Source organism: Mesorhizobium sp. M0185, from assembly GCF_040322175.1.
Classification (GTDB): Bacteria; Pseudomonadota; Alphaproteobacteria; order Rhizobiales; family Rhizobiaceae; genus Mesorhizobium.
Map to the genome: position 1 here is coordinate 1 of NZ_JAMYSY010000077.1, position 20,434 is coordinate 20,434.

General features: G+C 61.9%; 20 protein-coding genes and 2 pseudogenes. 9 read left to right on the top strand and 13 right to left on the bottom strand.

Translation table 11 applies throughout. The features are described from left to right. Nucleotides 1-226 precede the first annotated feature (226 nt). Nucleotides 227-3,730: a carbamoyl-phosphate synthase large subunit gene (gene carB, locus NKJ20_RS31960; RefSeq protein ID WP_352450702.1), complete on the top strand. Its 3,504-nt coding sequence runs from the start codon at nt 227-229 to the stop codon at nt 3,728-3,730. A gap of 103 nt (nt 3,731-3,833) precedes the next feature. Here carB and NKJ20_RS31965 read toward each other — a convergent pair whose 3' ends face one another. The 6 genes from NKJ20_RS31965 to NKJ20_RS31990 form a co-directional block, all read right to left on the bottom strand. Continuing rightward, on the bottom strand, nt 3,834-4,106 hold the full coding sequence (locus NKJ20_RS31965; RefSeq protein ID WP_352749503.1) for a hypothetical protein: 273 nt from the start codon (nt 4,104-4,106) through the stop codon (nt 3,834-3,836). Nucleotides 4,107-4,213: 107 nt separating this feature from the next. Further along, nucleotides 4,214-5,782 carry a DUF262 domain-containing protein gene (locus NKJ20_RS31970; protein ID WP_352749506.1) on the bottom strand — a complete coding sequence of 523 codons (1,569 nt, stop codon included), beginning with the start codon at nt 5,780-5,782 and terminating at the stop codon, nt 4,214-4,216. Between the two features lie 148 nt (nt 5,783-5,930). Then, complete coding sequence (locus NKJ20_RS31975) at nt 5,931-6,392, bottom strand: DUF6644 family protein (protein ID WP_352450699.1); 462 nt, start codon at nt 6,390-6,392, stop codon at nt 5,931-5,933. After that, nucleotides 6,393-6,773: a DUF6152 family protein gene (locus tag NKJ20_RS31980; RefSeq protein ID WP_352749508.1), complete on the bottom strand. Its 381-nt coding sequence runs from the start codon at nt 6,771-6,773 to the stop codon at nt 6,393-6,395. A 350-nt stretch (nt 6,774-7,123) separates the two neighbouring features. Next, nucleotides 7,124-7,612, bottom strand: a complete 489-nt coding sequence (locus tag NKJ20_RS31985; protein WP_352453885.1) for a GNAT family N-acetyltransferase — start codon at nt 7,610-7,612, stop codon at nt 7,124-7,126. Beyond that, nucleotides 7,605-8,426 (bottom strand): transglycosylase SLT domain-containing protein, encoded by an 822-nt coding sequence (locus tag NKJ20_RS31990; protein ID WP_352749511.1) that lies wholly within the window; start codon nt 8,424-8,426, stop codon nt 7,605-7,607. Before NKJ20_RS31990 ends, NKJ20_RS31985 begins: the two co-directional genes overlap by 8 nt. A gap of 162 nt (nt 8,427-8,588) precedes the next feature. Here NKJ20_RS31990 and NKJ20_RS31995 point away from each other — a divergent pair, with 162 nt between their 5' ends. Further along, nucleotides 8,589-9,158, top strand: a complete 570-nt coding sequence (locus NKJ20_RS31995; RefSeq protein WP_352749513.1) for a methylated-DNA--[protein]-cysteine S-methyltransferase — start codon at nt 8,589-8,591, stop codon at nt 9,156-9,158. 52 nt (nt 9,159-9,210) lie between these two features. On the opposite strand, the gene NKJ20_RS32000 is transcribed toward NKJ20_RS31995, so the two are convergent. Beyond that, nucleotides 9,211-9,537 (bottom strand): hypothetical protein, encoded by a 327-nt coding sequence (locus tag NKJ20_RS32000; RefSeq protein ID WP_352749514.1) that lies wholly within the window; start codon nt 9,535-9,537, stop codon nt 9,211-9,213. 300 nt (nt 9,538-9,837) lie between these two features. On the opposite strand from NKJ20_RS32000, the gene NKJ20_RS32005 reads away from it, so the two are divergent. Beyond that, complete coding sequence (locus tag NKJ20_RS32005; protein ID WP_023678332.1) at nt 9,838-10,050, top strand: cold-shock protein; 213 nt, start codon at nt 9,838-9,840, stop codon at nt 10,048-10,050. A gap of 332 nt (nt 10,051-10,382) precedes the next feature. Here the strand turns inward: NKJ20_RS32005 and NKJ20_RS32010 are convergent, their stop codons facing one another. The 3 genes from NKJ20_RS32010 to NKJ20_RS32020 all read right to left on the bottom strand — a co-directional run bounded on the left by NKJ20_RS32010 (nt 10,383) and on the right by NKJ20_RS32020 (nt 12,998). After that, the gene (locus NKJ20_RS32010) at nt 10,383-10,991 is read right to left on the bottom strand and encodes a glutathione S-transferase family protein (protein ID WP_352749517.1); all 609 of its coding nucleotides are present in this window, start codon (nt 10,989-10,991) and stop codon (nt 10,383-10,385) included. Between the two features lie 262 nt (nt 10,992-11,253). Then, the gene (locus tag NKJ20_RS32015) at nt 11,254-12,108 is read right to left on the bottom strand and encodes an EAL domain-containing protein (protein ID WP_023678335.1); all 855 of its coding nucleotides are present in this window, start codon (nt 12,106-12,108) and stop codon (nt 11,254-11,256) included. Further along, a complete protein-coding gene (locus NKJ20_RS32020) occupies nt 12,105-12,998 on the bottom strand; it encodes an EAL domain-containing protein (RefSeq protein WP_352705348.1) in 894 nt (297 codons plus the stop codon). The genes NKJ20_RS32015 and NKJ20_RS32020 overlap by 4 nt, the downstream gene beginning before the upstream one ends. A gap of 203 nt (nt 12,999-13,201) precedes the next feature. Between NKJ20_RS32020 and NKJ20_RS32025 the strand changes: the two genes are divergently transcribed. Then, a complete protein-coding gene (locus NKJ20_RS32025) occupies nt 13,202-14,404 on the top strand; it encodes a pyridoxal phosphate-dependent aminotransferase (RefSeq protein ID WP_352705346.1) in 1,203 nt (400 codons plus the stop codon). Between the two features lie 6 nt (nt 14,405-14,410). On the opposite strand, the gene NKJ20_RS32030 is transcribed toward NKJ20_RS32025, so the two are convergent. Continuing rightward, a complete protein-coding gene (locus NKJ20_RS32030; RefSeq protein ID WP_023678338.1) occupies nt 14,411-14,806 on the bottom strand; it encodes a (R)-mandelonitrile lyase in 396 nt (131 codons plus the stop codon). 30 nt (nt 14,807-14,836) lie between these two features. Further along, on the bottom strand, nt 14,837-15,433 hold the full coding sequence (locus tag NKJ20_RS32035; RefSeq protein ID WP_352749520.1) for a methyltransferase family protein: 597 nt from the start codon (nt 15,431-15,433) through the stop codon (nt 14,837-14,839). 147 nt (nt 15,434-15,580) lie between these two features. Here NKJ20_RS32035 and NKJ20_RS32040 point away from each other — a divergent pair, with 147 nt between their 5' ends. Then, nucleotides 15,581-16,447 (top strand): alpha/beta fold hydrolase, encoded by an 867-nt coding sequence (locus NKJ20_RS32040; protein WP_352744485.1) that lies wholly within the window; start codon nt 15,581-15,583, stop codon nt 16,445-16,447. Nucleotides 16,448-16,610: 163 nt separating this feature from the next. Next, nucleotides 16,611-18,662: an elongation factor G gene (locus NKJ20_RS32045; RefSeq protein WP_352749521.1), complete on the top strand. Its 2,052-nt coding sequence runs from the start codon at nt 16,611-16,613 to the stop codon at nt 18,660-18,662. Nucleotides 18,663-19,174: 512 nt separating this feature from the next. On the opposite strand, the gene NKJ20_RS32050 is transcribed toward NKJ20_RS32045, so the two are convergent. After that, a complete protein-coding gene (locus NKJ20_RS32050) occupies nt 19,175-19,378 on the bottom strand; it encodes a hypothetical protein (protein ID WP_352744481.1) in 204 nt (67 codons plus the stop codon). A 101-nt stretch (nt 19,379-19,479) separates the two neighbouring features. On the opposite strand from NKJ20_RS32050, the pseudogene NKJ20_RS32055 reads away from it, so the two are divergent. From NKJ20_RS32055 to NKJ20_RS32065, 3 genes and pseudogenes are all read left to right on the top strand, one after another. Beyond that, nucleotides 19,480-19,833 (top strand): annotated as a pseudogene (locus NKJ20_RS32055) (methyltransferase family protein); the annotation flags it as partial. A gap of 81 nt (nt 19,834-19,914) precedes the next feature. Then, complete coding sequence (locus tag NKJ20_RS32060; RefSeq protein WP_352458679.1) at nt 19,915-20,193, top strand: DUF6959 family protein; 279 nt, start codon at nt 19,915-19,917, stop codon at nt 20,191-20,193. Between the two features lie 43 nt (nt 20,194-20,236). Beyond that, nucleotides 20,237-20,434: pseudogene (locus tag NKJ20_RS32065) on the top strand (transposase); the annotation flags it as partial.

Sequence of the window (20,434 nt, forward strand, 5' to 3'; positions counted from 1 at the left end):
TGCCCTACTGCCCTACTGCCCTACTGCCCTACTGCCCTACTGCCCTACTCCCCCACTCCCCTACTCCCCTACTCCCCTACTCCCCTACCCGCATTTTAGGGGGTTACATCCGGCAAAACTCTTCCCTATAAGGCCCTCCTAGCCTGATACCAGAATCGCGAGCACAACCGGCCGGGTCTTCCCGTCCGGTTTTTCGTGCAAGCCGCCTGCCGAACGGACCCTCGATATGCCAAGACGCACCGACATCAAGTCGATCCTGATCATCGGGGCCGGCCCCATCGTCATCGGCCAGGCCTGCGAATTCGACTATTCCGGCACCCAGGCCTGCAAGGCGCTGAAGGAAGAGGGTTTTCGCGTTATCCTGGTCAATTCCAATCCGGCCACCATCATGACCGATCCGGAACTGGCCGACGCCACGTACATCGAGCCGATCACGCCCGAAGTGGTGGCCAAGATCATCGCCAAGGAGCGGCCGGACGCGCTGCTGCCGACCATGGGCGGCCAGACCGCGCTCAACACCGCTTTGTCGCTGCGCCGCATGGGCGTGCTCGACCGCTATCAGGTCGAGATGATCGGCGCCGACGCCACCGCAATCGACAAGGCCGAGGACCGCGCTTTGTTTCGCGAGGCGATGAACAAGATCGGCCTGGAAACGCCGAAGTCGATGCTGGCCAACGCCACCGACGTCAAGAATGCCGACCGCAAGACGCACGAGGCCGAACGCGCCGAGTTGAAGGCGGAAAAGCCCGAAAATCTCGACGCCGCGCTCGACGCTCTGGAAACGCGCTGGAACCTCGGCGAAGGCGACCGCAAGCAGCGCTATATCAGCCATGCCATGGCGATTGCAGCACAAGCGCTCGACCATGTCGGCCTGCCCGCAATTATCCGCCCCTCCTTCACCATGGGCGGCACCGGCGGCGGCATCGCCTACAACCGCGCCGAATTCTTCGAGATCGTCCAGTCCGGCCTCGACGCCTCGCCGACCACCGAAGTGCTGATCGAGGAGAGCGTACTCGGCTGGAAGGAGTATGAGATGGAGGTTGTCCGCGACAAAGCCGACAACTGCATCATCGTCTGCTCGATCGAGAACATCGACCCGATGGGCGTGCATACGGGCGACTCGATCACCGTCGCCCCAGCGCTCACGCTGACCGACAAGGAATACCAGATGATGCGCAACGCCTCGATCGCGGTGCTGCGCGAGATCGGCGTCGAGACCGGCGGCTCCAACGTCCAGTTCGCCGTCAACCCGGCCGACGGCCGCCTGGTGGTGATCGAGATGAACCCGCGCGTCTCGCGCTCGTCGGCGCTGGCCTCCAAGGCGACCGGTTTTCCGATCGCCAAGATCGCCGCCAAGCTCGCCGTCGGCTACACGCTGGACGAGCTCGAGAACGACATCACCGGCGGAGCAACGCCGGCCTCGTTCGAGCCGAGCATCGACTATGTCGTGACAAAAATCCCGCGCTTTGCCTTCGAGAAGTTTCCCGGCGCCGAGCCAGTGCTGACCACCTCGATGAAATCGGTCGGCGAGGTCATGGCCATCGGCCGCACCTTCCAGGAATCGCTGCAGAAGGCGCTGCGCGGGCTGGAGACCGGCCTGACCGGTCTGGACGAAATCGAGATCCCCGGCATCGGCCATGGGACGACAGCTGCCAGCCACGTCGACGACCGCAACGCCATCCGCGCCGCCTTGGGCACGCCGACGCCGGACCGGCTGCGCATGGTGGCGCAAGCGATCCGCATGGGCACCTCTCTGGAAGACGTGCACGCGATGTGCAAGATCGACCCGTGGTTCCTCGAACAGATCGCCGGCATTCTCGACATGGAGGCGCGCATCCGCGAGCACGGCATCCCCGAGGACGCCGCCAATCTGCGCATGCTGAAGGCGATGGGTTTCTCCGATGCCCGCCTAGCATCCCTGGTCAGGAAGGACGTCGAAGAGGTCCAGAAGATACGCGACAAGCTCGACGTTCATCCGGTTTACAAGCGCATCGACACCTGCGCCGCCGAGTTTGCTTCGCCCACCGCCTACATGTATTCGACCTATGAGGTCCCGTTCGCTGGCGCGCTGGCCAACGAGGCGCAGGTCTCATCCCGGAAAAAGGTCGTCATCCTCGGCGGCGGCCCCAACCGCATCGGTCAGGGCATCGAGTTCGACTATTGCTGCTGCCATGCCGCCTTTGCGCTGCGCGACGCCGGCTTCGAGGCGATCATGATCAACTGCAATCCCGAAACCGTCTCGACCGACTACGACACCTCCGACCGGCTCTATTTCGAGCCGCTGACGCCGGAGGACGTGCTGGAGATCCTGCGCGCCGAGCAGGCGTCGGGCGAGCTGGTCGGCGTCATCGTCCAGTTCGGCGGCCAGACGCCGCTGAAGCTGGCGGATGCGCTGGAGAAGGCCGGCATCCCGATCCTCGGCACCTCGCCCGACATGATCGATCTGGCCGAGGACCGCGACCGCTTCCAGAAGCTGCTGCACAAGCTCGGCCTCAGCCAGCCGAAGAACGGCATTGCCTATTCGGTCGAGCAGGCCCGCCTCGTCGCCGGCGAGCTCGGCTTCCCGCTGGTGGTGCGCCCGTCGTACGTGCTCGGCGGCCGCGCCATGCAGATCATCCACGACGAGAGCATGCTGCAATCCTATCTGCTCGACACCGTGCCCGGCCTGGTACCGGAGGACATCAAGCAGAAATACCCCAACGACAAGACCGGCCAGATCAACACGCTGCTCGGCAAGAACCCGCTTTTGTTCGACACCTATCTGTCGGGCGCCATCGAGGTCGACGTCGATTGCCTTTGCGACGGCAAGTCGACCTACGTCTCCGGCATATTGGAGCATATCGAGGAGGCCGGCATCCATTCCGGTGACAGCGCCTGCTCGCTGCCGGTGCATTCGCTGCCTTCCGAGCTGGTCGACGAGCTGGAGCGCCAGACGGCAGCGCTTGCCCGCGCGCTCAATGTCGGCGGCCTCATGAACGTGCAATATGCGATCAAGGACGGCACGGTCTATGTGCTGGAGGTCAACCCGCGCGCGTCGCGTACCGTGCCTTTCGTCGCCAAGACCATCGGCCGGCCGATCGCGAAAATCGCCGCCCGCATCATGGCCGGCGAGAGCCTGGAAGACGCCTTCGCCCATTACGGCGCCATGCCCGACCCGCGCAATCCCGGCCACATCGCGGTCAAGGAAGCGGTATTCCCCTTCGCCCGCTTCCCCGGCGTCGACATCCTGCTCGGCCCGGAAATGCGCTCGACCGGCGAGGTCATGGGCCTCGACCGCGACTTCGCGCTCGCCTTCGCCAAGAGCCAGCTCGGGGCGGGTGTCGATCTCCCCCGCGCGGGCACGCTGTTCGTCTCGGTGCGCGACGAGGACAAGAAAGGCATATTGCCGGCGGTCAAGCGCCTCGCCGGCCAAGGCTTCAAGGTTCTGGCAACCTCAGGCACGCAGCGCTTCCTCGCCGAAAACGGCGTCGTCGCCGAGAAGATAAACAAGGTGCTGGAAGGCCGCCCGCACATCGAGGACGCCATCCGCAACCGCCAGGTGCAGATCGTCTTCAACACCACGGACGGCCAGAAGGCGGTGTCGGACTCGAAGTCGCTGCGCAGAGCGACGCTGATGCAGAAAGTGCCGTATTACACGACGCTATCGGGGGCGGCTGCGGTGGCCGAGGCGATTGCTGCGTTGAAGGCGGGGAGTTTGGAAGTACGGCCGCTGCAGGAGTATTTTGCCTAGGCGATTAGATCTCTTCTCCCCGTGCAACGGGAAGGTGCCGGCAAGCGGATGAGGGGCAGTTCCACCCATCTTCTGGAGAAAGTCACATAACTGACGGTACCTTCTAACGTGGTACTTTTAATATCCCTTGCTTCCACAGGACTCGAAGCCGGTTTCTAACATTCATTGCAATCTGCCCAGCATTCAATTGGTCGTATTTGGAACCTGTATCCATCAGTCCATTGAGCCGCGCAATCTCATGAAGCGCCTCGAGGTTCACAAAGCCATTAGGTGCCTTGTAGTGAGGAGCAATAATTGCTTCCCATTCACGATTTTCAGCCCGCCTCGACCATGCATCGCGTTGATCTCTCGTTATGTCCATCGCTGCCTCATCCATCAGTTGTGATTTGGCCTTACCGAAAAGCGAACCAATGGCAGCGACCGATAACTCTCGTAGAGAGGCGTCTAGCCGAGAGAACTGACGTTGGCAGCTGATCAACTACATCAATTTTTCATAGCTGTATTACAGTAAGGATGGGTTATCTGACCATTTAGATCACCCCCCTTGCCACCATCTTGCACTCGTACCACGTGATCATACGAACTTGATTTCGCTGGATCTAGATAGCCATGGCAAATTGGGCACTTCATGGCGTTTTTCAGGGCTTGCCGAATGAATATTGCGCTCTTTGCATCATCGGAAAATCGCTCTCCATCGGCTCCTTGGGTTATGGACAAAATCTTCGAAACTGAATTTGGCGCGATGACAGCAATAATTTCATTGTCTGTCGGATTTTTCCCTTCGTCGTAGGATTGTATGAGGTAATTGAATAGATCAGATACTTTCTCAACGCGATTTTTACTTCTCACTATCTGCAACGCTTGCGTAATTATCGCTTTATTTTCAATTAGAAAATCTTCAATCTTCTTGCGATTCTCGGTAAATTTCCGAAAGAACGTGGGATCATTACTCTGGAGCTTGTTCCTGCACAAAAGCAGAAAACCAAGGAGCAGGTCCGGAAGATGTCGCCCGCGCTCCGTATAAAAATACACAGCGGGATGAAGTCCTAGGCTGCTAGGCCCGGTACCCGTTAATCTCGCAGCTATCCTGCTGCATGTCTCCAAAACCTTGACGGTCTCACTTCCATCTGGGTCTTCAGGAAATTCACCAAGCGGTCGCCGAATTGTGCCCTGATCTGCGTTCGTTAGCGAAATCAGATTCATAAGCATGTCTAAAGATTGTATCGGCGATCTTGTGCCGCCAAGAGGTAAATCTAAGGTCTTTATAGGCTGATTTACTTCTGGATTGAAGAACAGAGAGTGCAATTTCTTAGCCGACGTTTCGATCTTAGCTCGATTATCGTCTAAGAATTTTGACCAGTATTTATGACCAGTGGCCGCTCGAATAATTGAGCGAGCGGCGATTGCGATCGAACGATTGCGATTTCGGAGTAGCGTTTCCTCCGCATCGTCCAAGGGAGTTCCTTGCGTATTTATTTTGAAAAATGAAGTTTCAGCCTTGTCTGCATCACCCTCTACCCATTGCAGAGAGAGTGATCTGGTCGCCATATTCCTCGCACGAACAACGCGCTGCTCGGGATGATTTTCAGGTTTGATCAAAGCGTCTCGTAGTAATGAATATTTACCGATCTTCAACTCCACCATATCCCTTGCTTTTTTCGCAATTCTGCGTTGCGCACTGTTAATTTCATTCGAATAATACCCAATAGAATTTGGTCCATCGCCGTAATCATCGTCGATCCACGCTCTAAGGGCACTTAGTCGATGCCCGCCATCAATAACAAAAACGAACTGGGTAGATCTCCACAATATTATTGAGGGTATGAGCTCGTTGTCCAAAAAACTTTCTAGAAATGATACAACTTGAGTCGGCGACCAATGATTGGTCTCACGTTGAAAATCTGGCTTCCTAAGCAGCGGAACCAGCATCCCACTAGAACTCAGTGTTTCAATTGAGAGAGTCTTTATCGGCTCTCCCGAGGACGGCGCCGTGTTTGTGATAGCGAAATCATCTCGCTTGATCATAGCATCAAGTACTACCGACTCAGCCATTTTCCCCCCTCAGATTTGTCGACTGGAATAGCCCGCAGAAATCAAACTAGCAGCGTGCAGAAGAGATTAGCAAGGTCAATGCTACACGAATGCTCGCGTTGGCCCAGCAACTGCTGCTCAACAGGAAATCCGAGGTCAACGTGCCGACTCAAAGAAAACCAATAAACCGCCCCGCAAACAACACGGACGTCCACAGCACCAGCGAAAGCACAGCCAGGATCGTGACGGCCCCGCCGGCCGGTTCCTGACCGCCTTTTGCGCGGCGCACGAAGACAAGGAAGTTGGCGCCGGCAAGCAGGATGAGCGTCATCTTGGCGAGGAAGATCGGCATCGCCGCATACGCGCTCGCCCTGACTGAAAACAGCAGCGAGCCCGTGACCAGCGCACCGCCGAACGCGGCAAATGCGGTACGGCGCAGCAGCGCCACGAACGCCGCCTGCGGCAGCGAGCGGAAGGCGCCCAGGATCCTGAGGTCCATGAGCCAGACGCTGGTCAGCAGCACGCCGATCGCCATGATGTGGAGCGCGTTGACGATTGGGTAGGCGACGAAGGAAGCCTTCAGTCCCCGCACCAAAGCGAGTTGCTCGATGCCGGCGAAAAACCCGTCCATTCAGGCCGGCGGCACGCGGTCGGGATAGACGTCATAGGTCTTGCCGCCGACGATGATGCGGACTGCCTTCATGCGCTTTTCGCTCTCATCGCGCGAGCGATGACCGATCGCGGTCACCTCGTCGCCAACCTTGGCAACCTCGGTGAAGCCGGCGGCGATCGTGCGGGACGGCGTCGCCATCTCCACCCGCCAGGCCTCTCCCTTCGCGTCGACATCCAGCGTGGCGTGCGGGTTGCCGATATAGATGGCCGTGATCTTGCCCTTGAGTTCGAAAAATCCGTCCTGCGTCCACGACCAGCCGTGATGGGCATAGGCTGCGGTGGCGGCGGCAAGCATCACCGCCGCTGCCAGCATGACGCTCCGGTTGAAAGGTGACTGCATCGCTCGTCTCCCCGGTTCCGGCATTAGAGGGTAGGTCAGCGCGCGGCAGCGTCAAATCACATGAGGGCCTTTTGGTTCGCTGCGCTCCACAGCCATGGCAACGGCATGGATCCTAGGGTCTGCGCTCTCGCTTCGCGTTCGCTCCGCCCTAGGATGACGAAGCGCTGGTAGGGTTCCAGCCAATCTCCAACGTCCGCGATTGGCCTTTATGCCACTGTGCCCTTCGTCATCCTAGGGCGGAGCAGGAGCGCAGCGACGTCGCGGAGACCCTAGGATCCATGCCGTACCTTTGAGCGTCGCAGCCTCAGCTGAATATCAACACACTTACCCGAAGCCAGCTTTGCCCCGCCTCACCCCGCCCAGTCGACTTCGAACATCCCCAACCGTTCGTAGAGCCGGACGGCGGCGGCGTTCTCGACCGTGTTGGTCTTGAGGTCGACATGTGCCGCGCCCCTTGCCTGAAACACCGCAAACGCGTGCCGCATCAGTGCCTCGGCGATGCCCTTGCCGCGCGCCTCGGGGTGGACGGCAAGATCCTTGACGAACGCCCGCGTCCAGCAGAGCGCCGCGCCCGCCAGCCGGCCCTTGCCGTCGATGACCAGGAAACATAAAGCTGGGTCGAATTCCGCGTCGGCCGAAATGCGTGGCCACCATTCGTCGAACGGCCCGTCGGCGCCGTCGTCGAACACCGCGGTCAACAGCGTATGCAAAGCGAGTGCATCGGCGGCTTCGAAGGCGCGCATGACGAAGCCCTCGGGCCAGCGCGGCGGAACAAGCGTGTCGTCCAGAATCTTGCGCAGGCGGATGTCGTTTGGCGCCGGCGGGCGCGGCTCAGGCATCGGGCTGCATGCGGCGGCGCAGGCTTTCGCTGCCGAGGCCGGTTTCGCCCAGCATCCCCTTGCGCTTGGCGTCGTAATAATAGCCGCTCTGGTAGAGCCGGTCGGCGCGCTTGGGGTTGCCGCCGCTGACCAGCCAGGCGCCGCGCAGATATTTCACCGCATATTTTAGGTTGGTCTCGGCATCGAACAGGCCGCTTGCCGGCCCGTCATAGCCCATGCCGCGCGCCGTCGCGTGCTTGATCTGCATCAACCCCCAATGGCCGTGATTGTAGGCTTTCGGGTTGAAGGTGCTCTCGCGGTTGACGACATGGCGCACCAGATCGACCGGCACCTGGTAAAGCGCGGAATATTTCTCGATCAGGCGCTCGATCTCGCTGCGGCCGCCGGCGTTCGACTGCCCCTCGGTGGGGCTGGTCGCGGCCAGAGCGACCGGGTTCTGCGGCACGACATAGGAGACGGGTTGAACGCCGGGCATGGCAGCGGTCTGTTCGGTGACCGGCATGGCGACAGCGGCCGTCGCGATGGCTGGCTGGGCATTGGTGGTCATGACGGCGGGGGTAGTTGCCGCCAGCGGCGTCGGCCCGGCAAACGCGGCGGCCGGCTCGATCGGCAGCGCCGCCGTCTGGACCACGCCGGATGGTTCCGGCAGCACCGAAACCGTGTCGGGCAGCGCGAGCGTAAAGCCGGCATCGGTATTGGCCGTATTTTCGCTGAAGGCTGGCGCCGGGGTCGCCGGCGAAGTCGAGGTGCAACCGCTGAGAGCGGCCACGGCCAACACCGCCGCAAGGACGGGAAAGAGGAATTTTGCTGGCAAGCGGCGCTCGGGTCCGGTTCGTCGGGTGTTAAGAAGTCCTTACACCAGCATCTTTCCTCGGGCAATCCGCGGTAGCCGGTGGTTTTCGGGTGGCGAGCCGGGCCGCGAAATGCGATATTGTTCTGGATTTGTACTTCGAAGGATTCCGGAAAGGAGCACGCCATGCACGCCTCTCATGCCACCGCCGGCCACGCGCTCTTCGAAACCGTGCTCGGCTTCATGGGTATCGCCTGGAGCGATGCCGGGCTGACCCGGCTCTGCCTGCCGCAGCGCAACCGCGACACGGTCGAGCGCCGGCTGCTGCGCCATGCCGCCGCCGACCAAGCAGCGAAGCCCGAACCGCAATGGGTTGCCGAGCTGATTGCGTCGATCAAGGCCTACGCCGCCGGCGAGGATATCGATTTCTCCGGCGTGCCGGTCGATCTCAGCGGCGTCGACGAGTTCCGCCTGGCGATCTATGACGCGGCGCGAAAACTCGCCTTCGGCGAAACCACCACCTATGGCGAACTGGCCAAACGCGCCGGCCATGCCGGGCTGGCGCGTGAGACGGGCGCCGCACTCGGCGCCAACCCGGTGCCGCTGGTCATCCCTTGCCATCGCATCCTTGCCGCCGGCGGCAAGATCGGCGGCTTTTCCGCCCCTGGCGGCTCAGCCACCAAGGAAAAGATGCTGGCCATGGAAGGCGTGCGCGTCGGCCCGCCGCCCCCGGCGCAGGTGTCGTTCGGGTTTTAGGGGTGCTGATATTCAGGCGAGGCCGGCACCCGGCGCACCATTTCGTCCCACTCTAATCCGGAAGCAGGCGCCGGCGAAAACGCCGGTCGATCTCCACCCGCTTGCATTTGTAGACGGTGCAGGAATTCGTGTCGGCGCTCGGAACCGAGGCCCGCGCCCTGACCTCGCCGATCTCGCAGAATTGCTGGCTCCGCACGTAACGGTCGTAGAGCGCCAGCCCCGGCACGCGCGCCGATCTGTAGCGCAGGATGACCGCACCCTCGCGCGCGATCGTCGCCTGCACCTTGCCGCAGCTCATGCGGGTCGGGTCGTAGCGCGAGCTCGCCTGCGCCTCGGCGGCCACCAGCGTCAGGCAAGCGGCAAGCAGAACGATTTTCATGGCCCCTCTCCCCAAAACCCGGTCGCGCCCGAAGCCGGCGCGATCCTCCCGGGTCAGGCGCGCAGCGACGACGCTCTCACGCGATTGGGGCGGCCGTTGGGCAGCGTTGCCGCGGCGCCATTTTCCGCCCCGTCTTGTTTTTTGCGCGAAAGCATATTATATGCCGTCCATTGATATTTCGGCCGATCGATCCGGGCCTCGCGATCTTCGCGTTTGCTGACGTTCTATCTCCAAAATCTCGATACAAACCGGCTGGATTTCGGTCCAGTCAAACTAAAGCAAACGTAAAGGACTATCGAAATGGCAACAGGTACGGTCAAGTGGTTTAATTCCACCAAGGGTTTCGGCTTCATTCAGCCTGACAGCGGCGGCGCGGACGTTTTCGTTCACATCTCCGCAGTCGAGCGTGCTGGACTGTCGACCCTGGTTGAAGGCCAGAAGATCAACTTCGAGATCGAGCAGGACCGCCGCACTGGCAAGTCGTCCGCTGGATCTCTGAGCAAGGCAGCCTGATTTTGCGAATGGCGCGCGCCCGGCGATAGCCCCGGGCGCGCGGCAAATCACGGCTGTAATGGCGGGCGCGCGAGCAACGCGCCGGCGCGCAAGCCCCCCCCCAACCCCCACAGCAGATTGCTGCCGGCCCGGCCAAAACGCTCCCGATCAGGCTACCAAGCATGGGAAGGCGGGATTTTGTCCCGCCTTTTTGCTGTCTGGATTTTAAACGCCGACAATTGGCGAAACCGGCGATACAGCTCCTTCTCCCCGTATAGTGACGGGGAGAAGGACGCTTTCGCCGAAGCTTTCGCCAATTGTCAACGTTGCTCAGCAAAGTCGGCGAGTTGCACTCAACCCACCCACTCCAGCGGCACATGCCCCGGATCGGTCTCGACCCTTTTCAGCCAGGCGGCCACCGCCGGATAGGCGTCGAGCTGGAAGCCACCCATCTCGGCCGTATGCGTATAGGCATAGAGCGCAATGTCGGCGACGCTCAGAGCATCGCCGGCAAAGAACGTGCTGCCAGCCAGGTGCTTGTTCATGACGCCGAGCGCCTTGTTGCCGCGCTCCAGCGTCACCGCCAGCCGCTCCGGCGTCGCATCCTTGGCTCTTTCAGGGAAGGTCAGCAGCGCCCTGCGCACGGCGATATAAGGCTCGTGGCTGTATTGCTCGAAGAACAGCCACTGATAGGCCAGCGCGCGTTCGTATCTGTCCGCCGGCAGAAACCGCGTGCCTTCGGCGAGATAGAGCAGGATGGCATTGGATTCGGCCAGCCGGCGGCCGTCGTCGAGTTCGAGCAGCGGCACCATGGCGTTCGGGTTTTTCGCGACATAGTCGGGCTTGCGCGTGTCGCCGGTGTGCGAGCTGACCTCGACATTGGTGAAAGCGATGCCGAGCTTGGCCATCAACAGGCGCGGCTTGTAGCAATTGCCGCTGTCGATCATTCCATAGAGTATCATCGGTGCTCCCCCTTGCTCGCAACCACCCGTCTCAGGGCTTGATCCAGCCTCTATCGCGGCAGCGGCGGCTTCATCCAGTGATTTGTTTTGGCGTAACCATCAGCGCCGCTGATGCATTTCAGGATATATCGAGATTCAAGTCAGGCCGAGCCGAGAAGGGTGGGTTCCGAGAACCGGAGCGGAGCGTACTTTGGGTACGTGAGCACCGGAAGCGCAGGAAACCGCCGTTCGCAGGCCGGCATCACTTGAATCTCGACATATCCTAGCCGAACAAGGGGATGACGTTGTTATCCCTGCCAAGCAGCCTGTCGATCGACAGAGGCTCCTCGTCGAACAGCGTACCGGCCAGCGCCGGCCGGGCAAGGTAAAAGCCCTGCAGCAGGTCGACGCCGCCATCCAGCGCGACGCGCAGATGCGTGGCGTTCTCGACGCCTTCGACCAGCACCTTGGCGCCACGGTCGTGCAGCGTCGAAACCAGCGGCCGGAAAAACCGCTCGGCGGCGGCATGGCGGCAGAATTCTGCGAACCAGGTGCCGTCGATCTTGACGATGTCGGGCTGCACCAGCGCTACCCTTTCTTCGGTCGAATGCCCGGTGCCGAAATCGTCGATGGCGATGCGGACGCCGTCGCGCCGCATCTCGCGCGCCAGGCTGACAAGCACCTTGTCGCCGGCCGCCTGTTCGGTGATCTCGCAGACCAGCATGCCAGGATGCAGGCCGAAATCCGCCAGATGCCTGGTCATCAGCCTGATTTCGGCCAGCGCCCGTGCGGGGTCATCGTTGATCAGCGGATTGTAATTGAAGAACAGGTCGAGCCCGTCGACGCCGATGTTGCGGAAGTTGCGCAAATGCAGCACCCGGCACATGGTTTCGACAAACAGCCGATCCGCTGCCGGCACACCTTCGAAGAAGATTTGCGGCGCCACCGGCCTGCCTGCGCGATGCGGCTCGATCAGTCCCTCGACCGCGACGGCGGCAAGAAACCTGCCGCGCGGCGCGAAGACCGGCTGGTAGGCGCTCCTCAGCCGGAATGCGCCGTAGACGCCATATTCGATGCCGACCTCGTCGGCAAAGATCGCTTCGCCGACCTTGCGCCGCATGTCGGCCCGCCCGGTCACGGTGCCACCCTGCGCCCGAAAGCCCGCATCGGTCGCCGCGAGGTCGAAACGGCCGTGGGCACTTTGTCCTTATCGGGCGACACCGCTGATGCCTGCCCGGCCTTGTCGAAGACGTGAAAGCTGGTCGGTGCAAGCTCCGGGCGTGCCAGCACGAAGCCTTGCACCATCGAGGCGCCCGACTTTTCGGCGAGCTCGAGCTGCCAGCCCGTCTCGATGCCCTCGAATACCGTACGGATGCCTTGCTCTTCGAAGCTGGTCACCATAGCGGTCAGCAAGGCGAAGCCGGCACCGGATTCCATCAGCGTCATAATCCAGTCGGCGTCGAACTTGACGATGTCTGGCCTGAGTTCCTTGATGCGATTGATGTCGGATTCGTCGGCGCCGTAATCGTCGACGGCAATGCGCAAACCATTGCCCCTGAGCGCCTCGACGAAATTGTAGAGCGTTTCCTGCGACGCAGATTTCTGTTCGGTGACCTCGCAGACGACGCGGCGCGGATCGATGTCGGCCTCGTGCAGCACCAGCCGCATTTCGCGCAGCGCCTTGTCGGCGATGCTGCGGTCGGTGAACACCGATGGATCGAAATTGATGAAGATGGAGGCGTCTCGCGGCAGGCAGGCGCCGGCGTTCAGAAGGTGCAGCGTCCGTGTCAGCGCCTCGATATGCAGGCGGTCGACCGCCGGACAGCTGTTGAAGAAACTCATTGGCGGCTGCGGCTCGCCTTCGCGGAACGGCCGGATCAGCCCCTCGAACGCGACGACGGAAAGCTTGCCCTTGTTGAAGGCGAAGATCGGCTGGAACGCGCTTTGCAGCGTATAGACCCCCCAGACACCGCTGGCGGTGCCGTCATCATGGCGGATGATATGGGCAAGCCCGATGCTGCGCGTCACGGTTCCTCGCTGTGCGAGACTGGCGGACCGGCTACGGTCCCTGCCGTTCTAGCTTTTACCGATCGTTGGTGAATTTATTGTTTCCAGCATTGCGCGCTGGCTCATTCGACAATGCCTGCGCTGGGCTTGCGCTTGACCAGATGATGCGACATGAGAGGCGCCGCGGCGCCTTCGCCCGCCGGTCTTTTCTGGAGATATCTGTCATGGCCTTTCTTGCCGACGTCCTTTCCCGCGTAAAGCCTTCCGCGACCATCGCGGTGACGCAGAAGGCGCGCGAGCTGAAAAACGCCGGCCGCGACGTGATCGGGCTGGGCGCCGGCGAGCCGGACTTCGACACCCCCGACAACATCAAGAACGCCGCGATCGAGGCCATCCGCCGCGGCGAGACGAAGTATCCGCCGGTATCCGGCATCGTGCCGCTGCGCGATGCGATCGCAAAAAAATTCAAGCGCGAGAACAATCTCGACTACCGGCCGGAGCAGACCATCGTCGGCACCGGCGGCAAGCAGATCCTGTTCAACGCCTTCATGGCGACGCTGAACCCCGGCGACGAAGTGATCATCCCGCGGCCCTACTGGGTGAGTTATCCCGAAATGGTGGCGATCTGCGGCGGCACCTCGGCCTTTGCCGACACCTCGATCGACAACGGCTTCAAGCTGACGGCGGCCGTGCTGGAAAAGGCGATCACGCCGCGCACCAAATGGCTGTTGATGAACTCGCCGTCGAACCCTTCGGGCGCAGCCTACACCGAAGCGGAACTCAAGAGCCTGGCCGACGTGCTGTTGAAGCATCCCCATGTCTGGGTGCTGACCGACGACATGTACGAGCACCTGACCTATGGCGACTTCGTCTTCAAGACCATCGCCGAGGTCGAGCCTAAGCTCTATGAGCGCACGCTGACGATGAACGGCGTGTCGAAGGCCTATGCCATGACCGGCTGGCGCATCGGCTACGCGGCAGGCCCGGTGCCGCTGATCAAGGCGATGGACATGATCCAGGGCCAGCAGACCTCCGGCGCCTGCACCATCGCCCAATGGGCGGCGGTCGAAGCGCTGAACGGCCCGCAGGATTTCATCCCGAAGAACAAGGCGATCTTCCAGGGCCGGCGCGATCTCGTCGTCTCGATGCTCAACCAGGCGCGCGGCATCACCTGCCCATCGCCGGAGGGTGCGTTCTACGTCTATCCCTCCTGTGCCCAGCTGATCGGCAGGAAGACCAAGAGCGGCAAGGTGATCGACAGCGACGAAACCTTCTGTTCGGAACTGCTCGAGGCCGAGGGCGTGGCGGTTGTTTTCGGCTCGGCCTTTGGCCTAGGCCCGAACTTCCGCATCTCCTACGCCACGTCGGAGGCTCTGCTCGAAGAGGCCTGCACCCGCATCCAGCGCTTTACCGCCGCGCTGGTCTGAGACGTTTCAGCCGCCATACTGCTCGTCGTTCACCTTCTCCAGCCAATCGACATGCACACCCTCGAGCGCCTCCTGCATGGCGATGTGGGTCATCGCCGATTTGGGCGCGGCGCCGTGCCAATGCTTTTCGCCGGCCGCAAAGGAGATGACGTCGCCGGCCCTGATCTCCTGCAGCGGCCCGCCCCAGCTTTGCACGAGACCGGCACCGGACGTGACATAGAGCGTCTGGCCAAGCGGATGCGTGTGCCAGTGGGTGCGGGCGCCGGGCTCGAAGCTGACCAGCGTGGCTCTGAGCCGCGCCGGTGCCTCTTTCTCGATGATCGGCGTCTGCAAAACCCGGCCAGTGAAGTATTTTTCCGGCGCAACAATCGTCGGCACGCTGCCGCAGGCAATAATCTTCATCGTCGCAAGTCCTCGATTCAATCCAGTGTCTTAGACCCTACCACTTTCGTCCGATGCCGGCTGCATCTCCTGCCGGCTGCGGGCAAAACGCGGCCAGAACAGACCGGTCCGCGTGCGGTAAGCGTCGTAGGCATCGGCCAACCTTGTCCGCGAAAATTTTCGCTCTTCGTCCAAGGCTGCGATCACGTAGATCGTAACGACGCCGGCGACCGGCACCACCGCCCAGACCGACCAGGTCGCGATACCCCATCCGATCCAGAAGATGATGTAGGACGTGTAGAACGGATGCCGGACATGGAGATAAGGGCCTTCGGTCACCAGGCTGTCGGGATTGTCAGGATCGAATGCGAACCGCAGCCCCGCCTTGCGGGAGACCGAGATCGCCCACCAGAACAGCGCCGAGCTTGCCAGTTCGATGGCGAGCCCGCCGATCTTCGCCGCCACCGGCTGCCGCTCGATCCACAGCAGCGCAAGAAAGAACAGCGCCGTGCCGACCACGACGGCCGAAATGATCATCGCGCCTTGAGACATGGTCTGCGACTGGAAATGCGCGCGCATCGACCAGGCATATTGGCCGAGCGTCGCGATGCTGCTGATCGAGACGAGAAGGTCGAGCGTGGATTCCATCATCAGGCTCCGGGGGTTAGCTGTGGTGGATTCGTTCATCATACCCGGCGCAAGCCGAGAAATCATTTCTTAACCACCGTTCTAAACAACATGGTGACCTCGGCATGCGATGTTGACCTGGAGACAATCCCAAGGTCCAAACCAGATATGGCCGTTTCCCACCGCACGATCCGCACGCCGCAAGCGGATTTGCGCCTCAGCCAGTCGTCGGGACCCGGCATCCCGCTTGTCCTGATCCACGGCTCGGGCAGTTCGCGCGCCGTATTCGCCCGCCAGTTCGACAGCCCGTTGGCCGCTGCCCATCGGTTGATTGCTTTCGACCTGCCCGGCCATGGCGAATCGTCGGACGCCCGCAATCCGGCGACGGACTACACCATCGCCGGCCTTGCCCAATCGGCGGCTCAGCTCCTCAATGCCTTGGGCATCGGCCGCGCCGTCGTCTTCGGCTGGTCGCTTGGCGGGCACGTGGCAATCGAACTCGCGAGTTTTCACCGCGCCGTCGGCGGGCTGATGCTGACCGGCGCGCCGCCGGTATCGAAGGGTCCTTTCGGCATGCTGCGCGGCTTCCACGCGCATTGGGACATGCTGCTGGCGTCCAAAAAGACGTATTCCGAACGCGATGCCGAGCGCTTCGAGACGCTGTGTTTCGGCGACACCGCCGATCCGTCCTTTCGCCAAGCCATCCTGCGCACCGACGGCCGGCTGCGCGCCGCGGTGACGCGCGGCATGCTCACCGGCAAGGGCGCCGACCAGAGACAGGTGGTCGAGCAAGCCGCGTTTCCGGTCGCTATCGTCAATGGCGAGAACGATCCGTTCGTCCGGCTCGGCTATTTTGAGACACTCGCATACGGCTCGCTGTGGGAGCATTGCCACATCATCGCCGGCGCCGGGCATGCGCCTTTCTGGGAGCGTGCGGACCTGTTCAATCCGTTGCTCGCGCGCTTTGCCGAGACGGTGGCGGTGCAGCGCGTGGACGCAACGCCACTGGCGTCGCGCCGAACCGGCACCGGCTGAACCGGCCTCAACTTCAAATCCCTTCAACCTCAAATCCCTTGCCCTCCCGGCCTGCCCGTGGGACGATGCCCTTTGGGTAGGTGGCAAATTGAAAAAAGCCTCGCCCGCGACGGCCGACAGGCCGGCCGCCGCTTACAGGGAAACGCCTGAGTGGAGGTCAGCCATGGGTACTCGCGCCGGAGGACGACGCACGGGACCGAAATGCATTGCCATAGTCGGTCCCTTCGCAAGCGGTAAGACGACACTTCTCGAAGCCATACTCGCCCGTACAGGCGCCATTCCCCGCCAGAATCCCGTTTCGTCCGGAAATACCGTTTCCGATCATTCGCCCGAGGCGCGCGCTCACGGCATGAGCGTCGAGGCGACCTTCGCCACCACCGATTTCATGGGCGAGCCGTTCACCTTCGTCGATTGTCCCGGCTCCATCGAATTCTCCTTCGAAGCCGAGCCGGTGCTGGCCGCCTGCGACGTCGCCGTGGTCGTTGCCGAGGCCGACGAGAAGAAGATCCCTGCCCTGCAGCTGATCATGCGCAAGCTCGACGAGCTCGGCGTGCCGCGCATGCTGTTCCTGAACAAGGTCGACAAGGCGATAGCAGGTGTGCGCGACACGCTGAAGATGCTGCAGCCGGCAAGCTCGGTGCCATTACTGCTGCGCCAGATCCCGCTGCGCAAGGACGCCGTCGTCATCGGCTCGATCGACCTCGCTCTGGAGCGTGCCTACATCTACCGCGAATATGCCGAGAGCGAGGTCGCCCAGATCCCGAGCGACGACAAGGCGCGCGAGCTCGAGGCGCGCTTTTCCATGCTGGAGACGCTCGCCGACCATGACGACCGGCTGATGGAGCAATTGCTGGACGAGATCGAACCGCCGAAGGATGCGATCTTCGACGATCTTGCCGCCGACCTGCGCGACGGCATGGTGACGCCGGTGCTGATCGGCACCGCCGAGAAGGGCAATGGCGTGCTGCGCCTGTTGAAGGCGATCCGTCACGACGCACCCGACATCGAGGCGACGCGCCAGCGCCTCGGCGCTCCCGATGGCAATGCCACCGTGGTCCAGGTGATGAAGACCATCCACACCGCGCATGGCGGCAAGCTGTCTGTGTCGCGCATCCTGTCCGGCCAGGTCGCCGACGCCGCCGAGCTGTTCCTTTCCAATGGCGAAACGGCAAAGGTCTCCGGCATCTACAAGATGCTCGGCAAGGACCAGGTCAAGCTGACTTCGGCCAAGGCCGGCGACACGGTCGCGCTCGGCAAGCTGGACGCCGTCAGGACCGGCCAGACGCTGAGCTCGACCAAGGGCGGCATCCAGCCGCTGGTCACGCTGGCGCCGCCGCAACCGGTCTTCGCCTTCGCGCTGCGGCCGAAAGAGCGCAAGGACGAGGTCAAGATGTCGGCGGCCATCCAGCGCCTGGCCGAGGAAGATCCCTCACTCAACCTGCATCACAACCAGGATTCGGCCGAAACCGTGCTGTCCGGCCATGGCGAGATGCATCTGCGCGTCGTGCGCGAGCGGCTGGAAGGCAAGAACCAGATCCCGGTCGAAGGCCATGTGCCGGCCGTGCCCTACCGCGAGACGATCCGCAAAGCGACGCAGCAGCGCGGCCGCCACAAGAAACAATCAGGCGGCCACGGCCAGTTCGGCGACGTCGTGATTGAGATCAAACCGCTGCCGCGCGGGTCAGGCTTCCAGTTCACCGATACGATCACCGGCGGCGTCGTGCCGAAGACCTACATCCAGTCGGTCGAGACCGGCGTGCGTGACTACCTGAAGTCCGGGCCGCTCGGCTTCCCGGTCGTCGATGTTGCCGTCAACCTTTCCGACGGCTCCTACCATGCGGTCGATTCCTCCGACATGGCCTTCCAGATGGCAGCGAAGCTGGCGATGAAAGAAGGCATGGCCGCGTGCTCGCCGGTGCTGCTCGAGCCGGTGATGAAGGTCGAGATCGTCACGCCGTCCGACGCGACGTCGAAGATCATTGCGCTGATCCCGCAGCGGCGCGGCCAGATCCTCGGCTACGACGCGCGGCCCGACTGGCCCGGATGGGACGTCGTCGAGGCGACCATGCCGCAAGCCGAGATCGGCGACCTCATCATCGAGCTGCGCTCGGCCACGGCGGGTGTCGCCAGCTACCGGGCCGTCTTCGACCACATGGCCGAACTCACCGGGCGGTTGGCCGACGAAGCGCTGAACGCCAACGGCAAGGCCGCCTGAGCTGCCTTTGCGGCCCAACAGGAAACGGCGCCCGGATCATTCGGGCGCCGTTTCTTGCGGACCGTCTTCGTGGGAGGCGAAACGGCAGGTCCGCCGCATGCTTGCCGCCGGTGTTTTGGCGGAGGAAGGTTCGGACGCGGTAGCTGCCTGAGCCCGGGTCGTCCGAGTGATGCCCCCATCCCCCGGACGAGCCACACCGCGTCCTGTACTCTGCTTAATCGATTTGGCGCGCCCGCGGCATGTTACCCGAGGTTACATGTCACTGTTACGCGACCGTTCCGGTCGATTTTCTGGCGATGTGTTGGTTTCGGGCAACAAAAAAGCCGGATCAATGAAGACCCGGCTGAGTTTGATTGGAAGTGCCTGTTAGGGCTAACCTCCAGAGGGGAACACTCGAGAGCGCTAATGGGAGGAGAACGCGCTCAGGAGATGATCTATATATGTGCTCTTCATGCCCAAGAAACAAGCATCTATTTTGCAACACTCACATGCAAAAAGGCGCCGGCTGTGGTCTAATCCGTCCCGAAGCGCAATAGGACCAGTTGAATCGCTGAAATACAGCCTGCGGCAAGGCAAAAATCGATCCACGGCCGCGAATCAGCAGCGATTCCTGCTCGGAAAATCGAAAAACGCAGGATGACGTGGAATCGTGCAGCACGCGTTTGTTTTTTCGGCAGCCAGACCTTGCTGGTGCATGCCGCCCAAAAGCCCGCCATCGAGCTTGACCTGAGGGTGCAGCGGTTTGGGTTACATGCCGGACAAGACCTGAAGCGCGTTGCAGGAGACCGTTCAAGGCCGCGCCCGTAAGGAGAGCTATATGCGAGCCACTTCGGCGATCGCCGGCAGCGTCATCTTCCTTGCTGTAGCGCCCGGCGTGGTCGCCGGACTGTTGCCCTGGCTGCTGACCGATCGCTATCGCCTGCCCTGGTCGCGACTGCCCGGTTTCGTTCCTGTGGGCTGGCTGCTGGTTGTCGCCGGCACAGCCATACTGCTGCACGCCTTTGCCCGGTTTGCCCTGGAGGGCCTGGGTACCCCCGCCCCGGTCGCGCCGACCGAGAGGCTGGTCGTCGGCGGCATCTGCCGCCACGTCCGCAATCCGATGTACGTCGCCGTGCTGTCGATCGTCCTCGGCCAGGCATTGCTGTTTTCGAGCTGGACGGTCGCCGCCTATCTAGGTCGTGAACCCATAAAGGGTTGCGGAGTGAGCGGGCTCATGCTCTGACGGTGCAGCAAGCCGATCCGCGAGACACTGATGCGTAGCGAGAACGTCGAGATACTATCGGACAAGACCAATGCCGCTGTCATGCGGCATCCTGGTCGGGCCTTCCCCGGCGTTCTCGTTCAGGGTGACAGCCTTTATATTCTGTGTCAGCGAGCGGATCTGGCCTGCAAGGAAGTCGGGCGAGGTTCGCCGGGTTACGACGAACTGAATGATCTTCGCAACGCTCTGTGGTCATATCTCAACCATTATAAGGTTACACTGCTGGAGCACGACATAGCGCTTCCCTTCTCAGAACAGCAGGCACCCTGAAGCCGGCCTTTCAATATCGTCGCTGATGTGATTCAGCGGCTGTATGAGCCGATATGATCTGACCGACTTCGAATGGCGCGTGATCCAACCGCTCCTGCCAACAAGCCGCGAGGCGTGCCGCGCGTGGACGACCGCCGCGTGCTGAACGGCATCTTCGGGTGCTACGATCAGGCGCACCGTGGCGCGACCTGCCGGAGCGTTATGGACCGCGCACGACCTGTTACAACCGCTTCGTGCGATG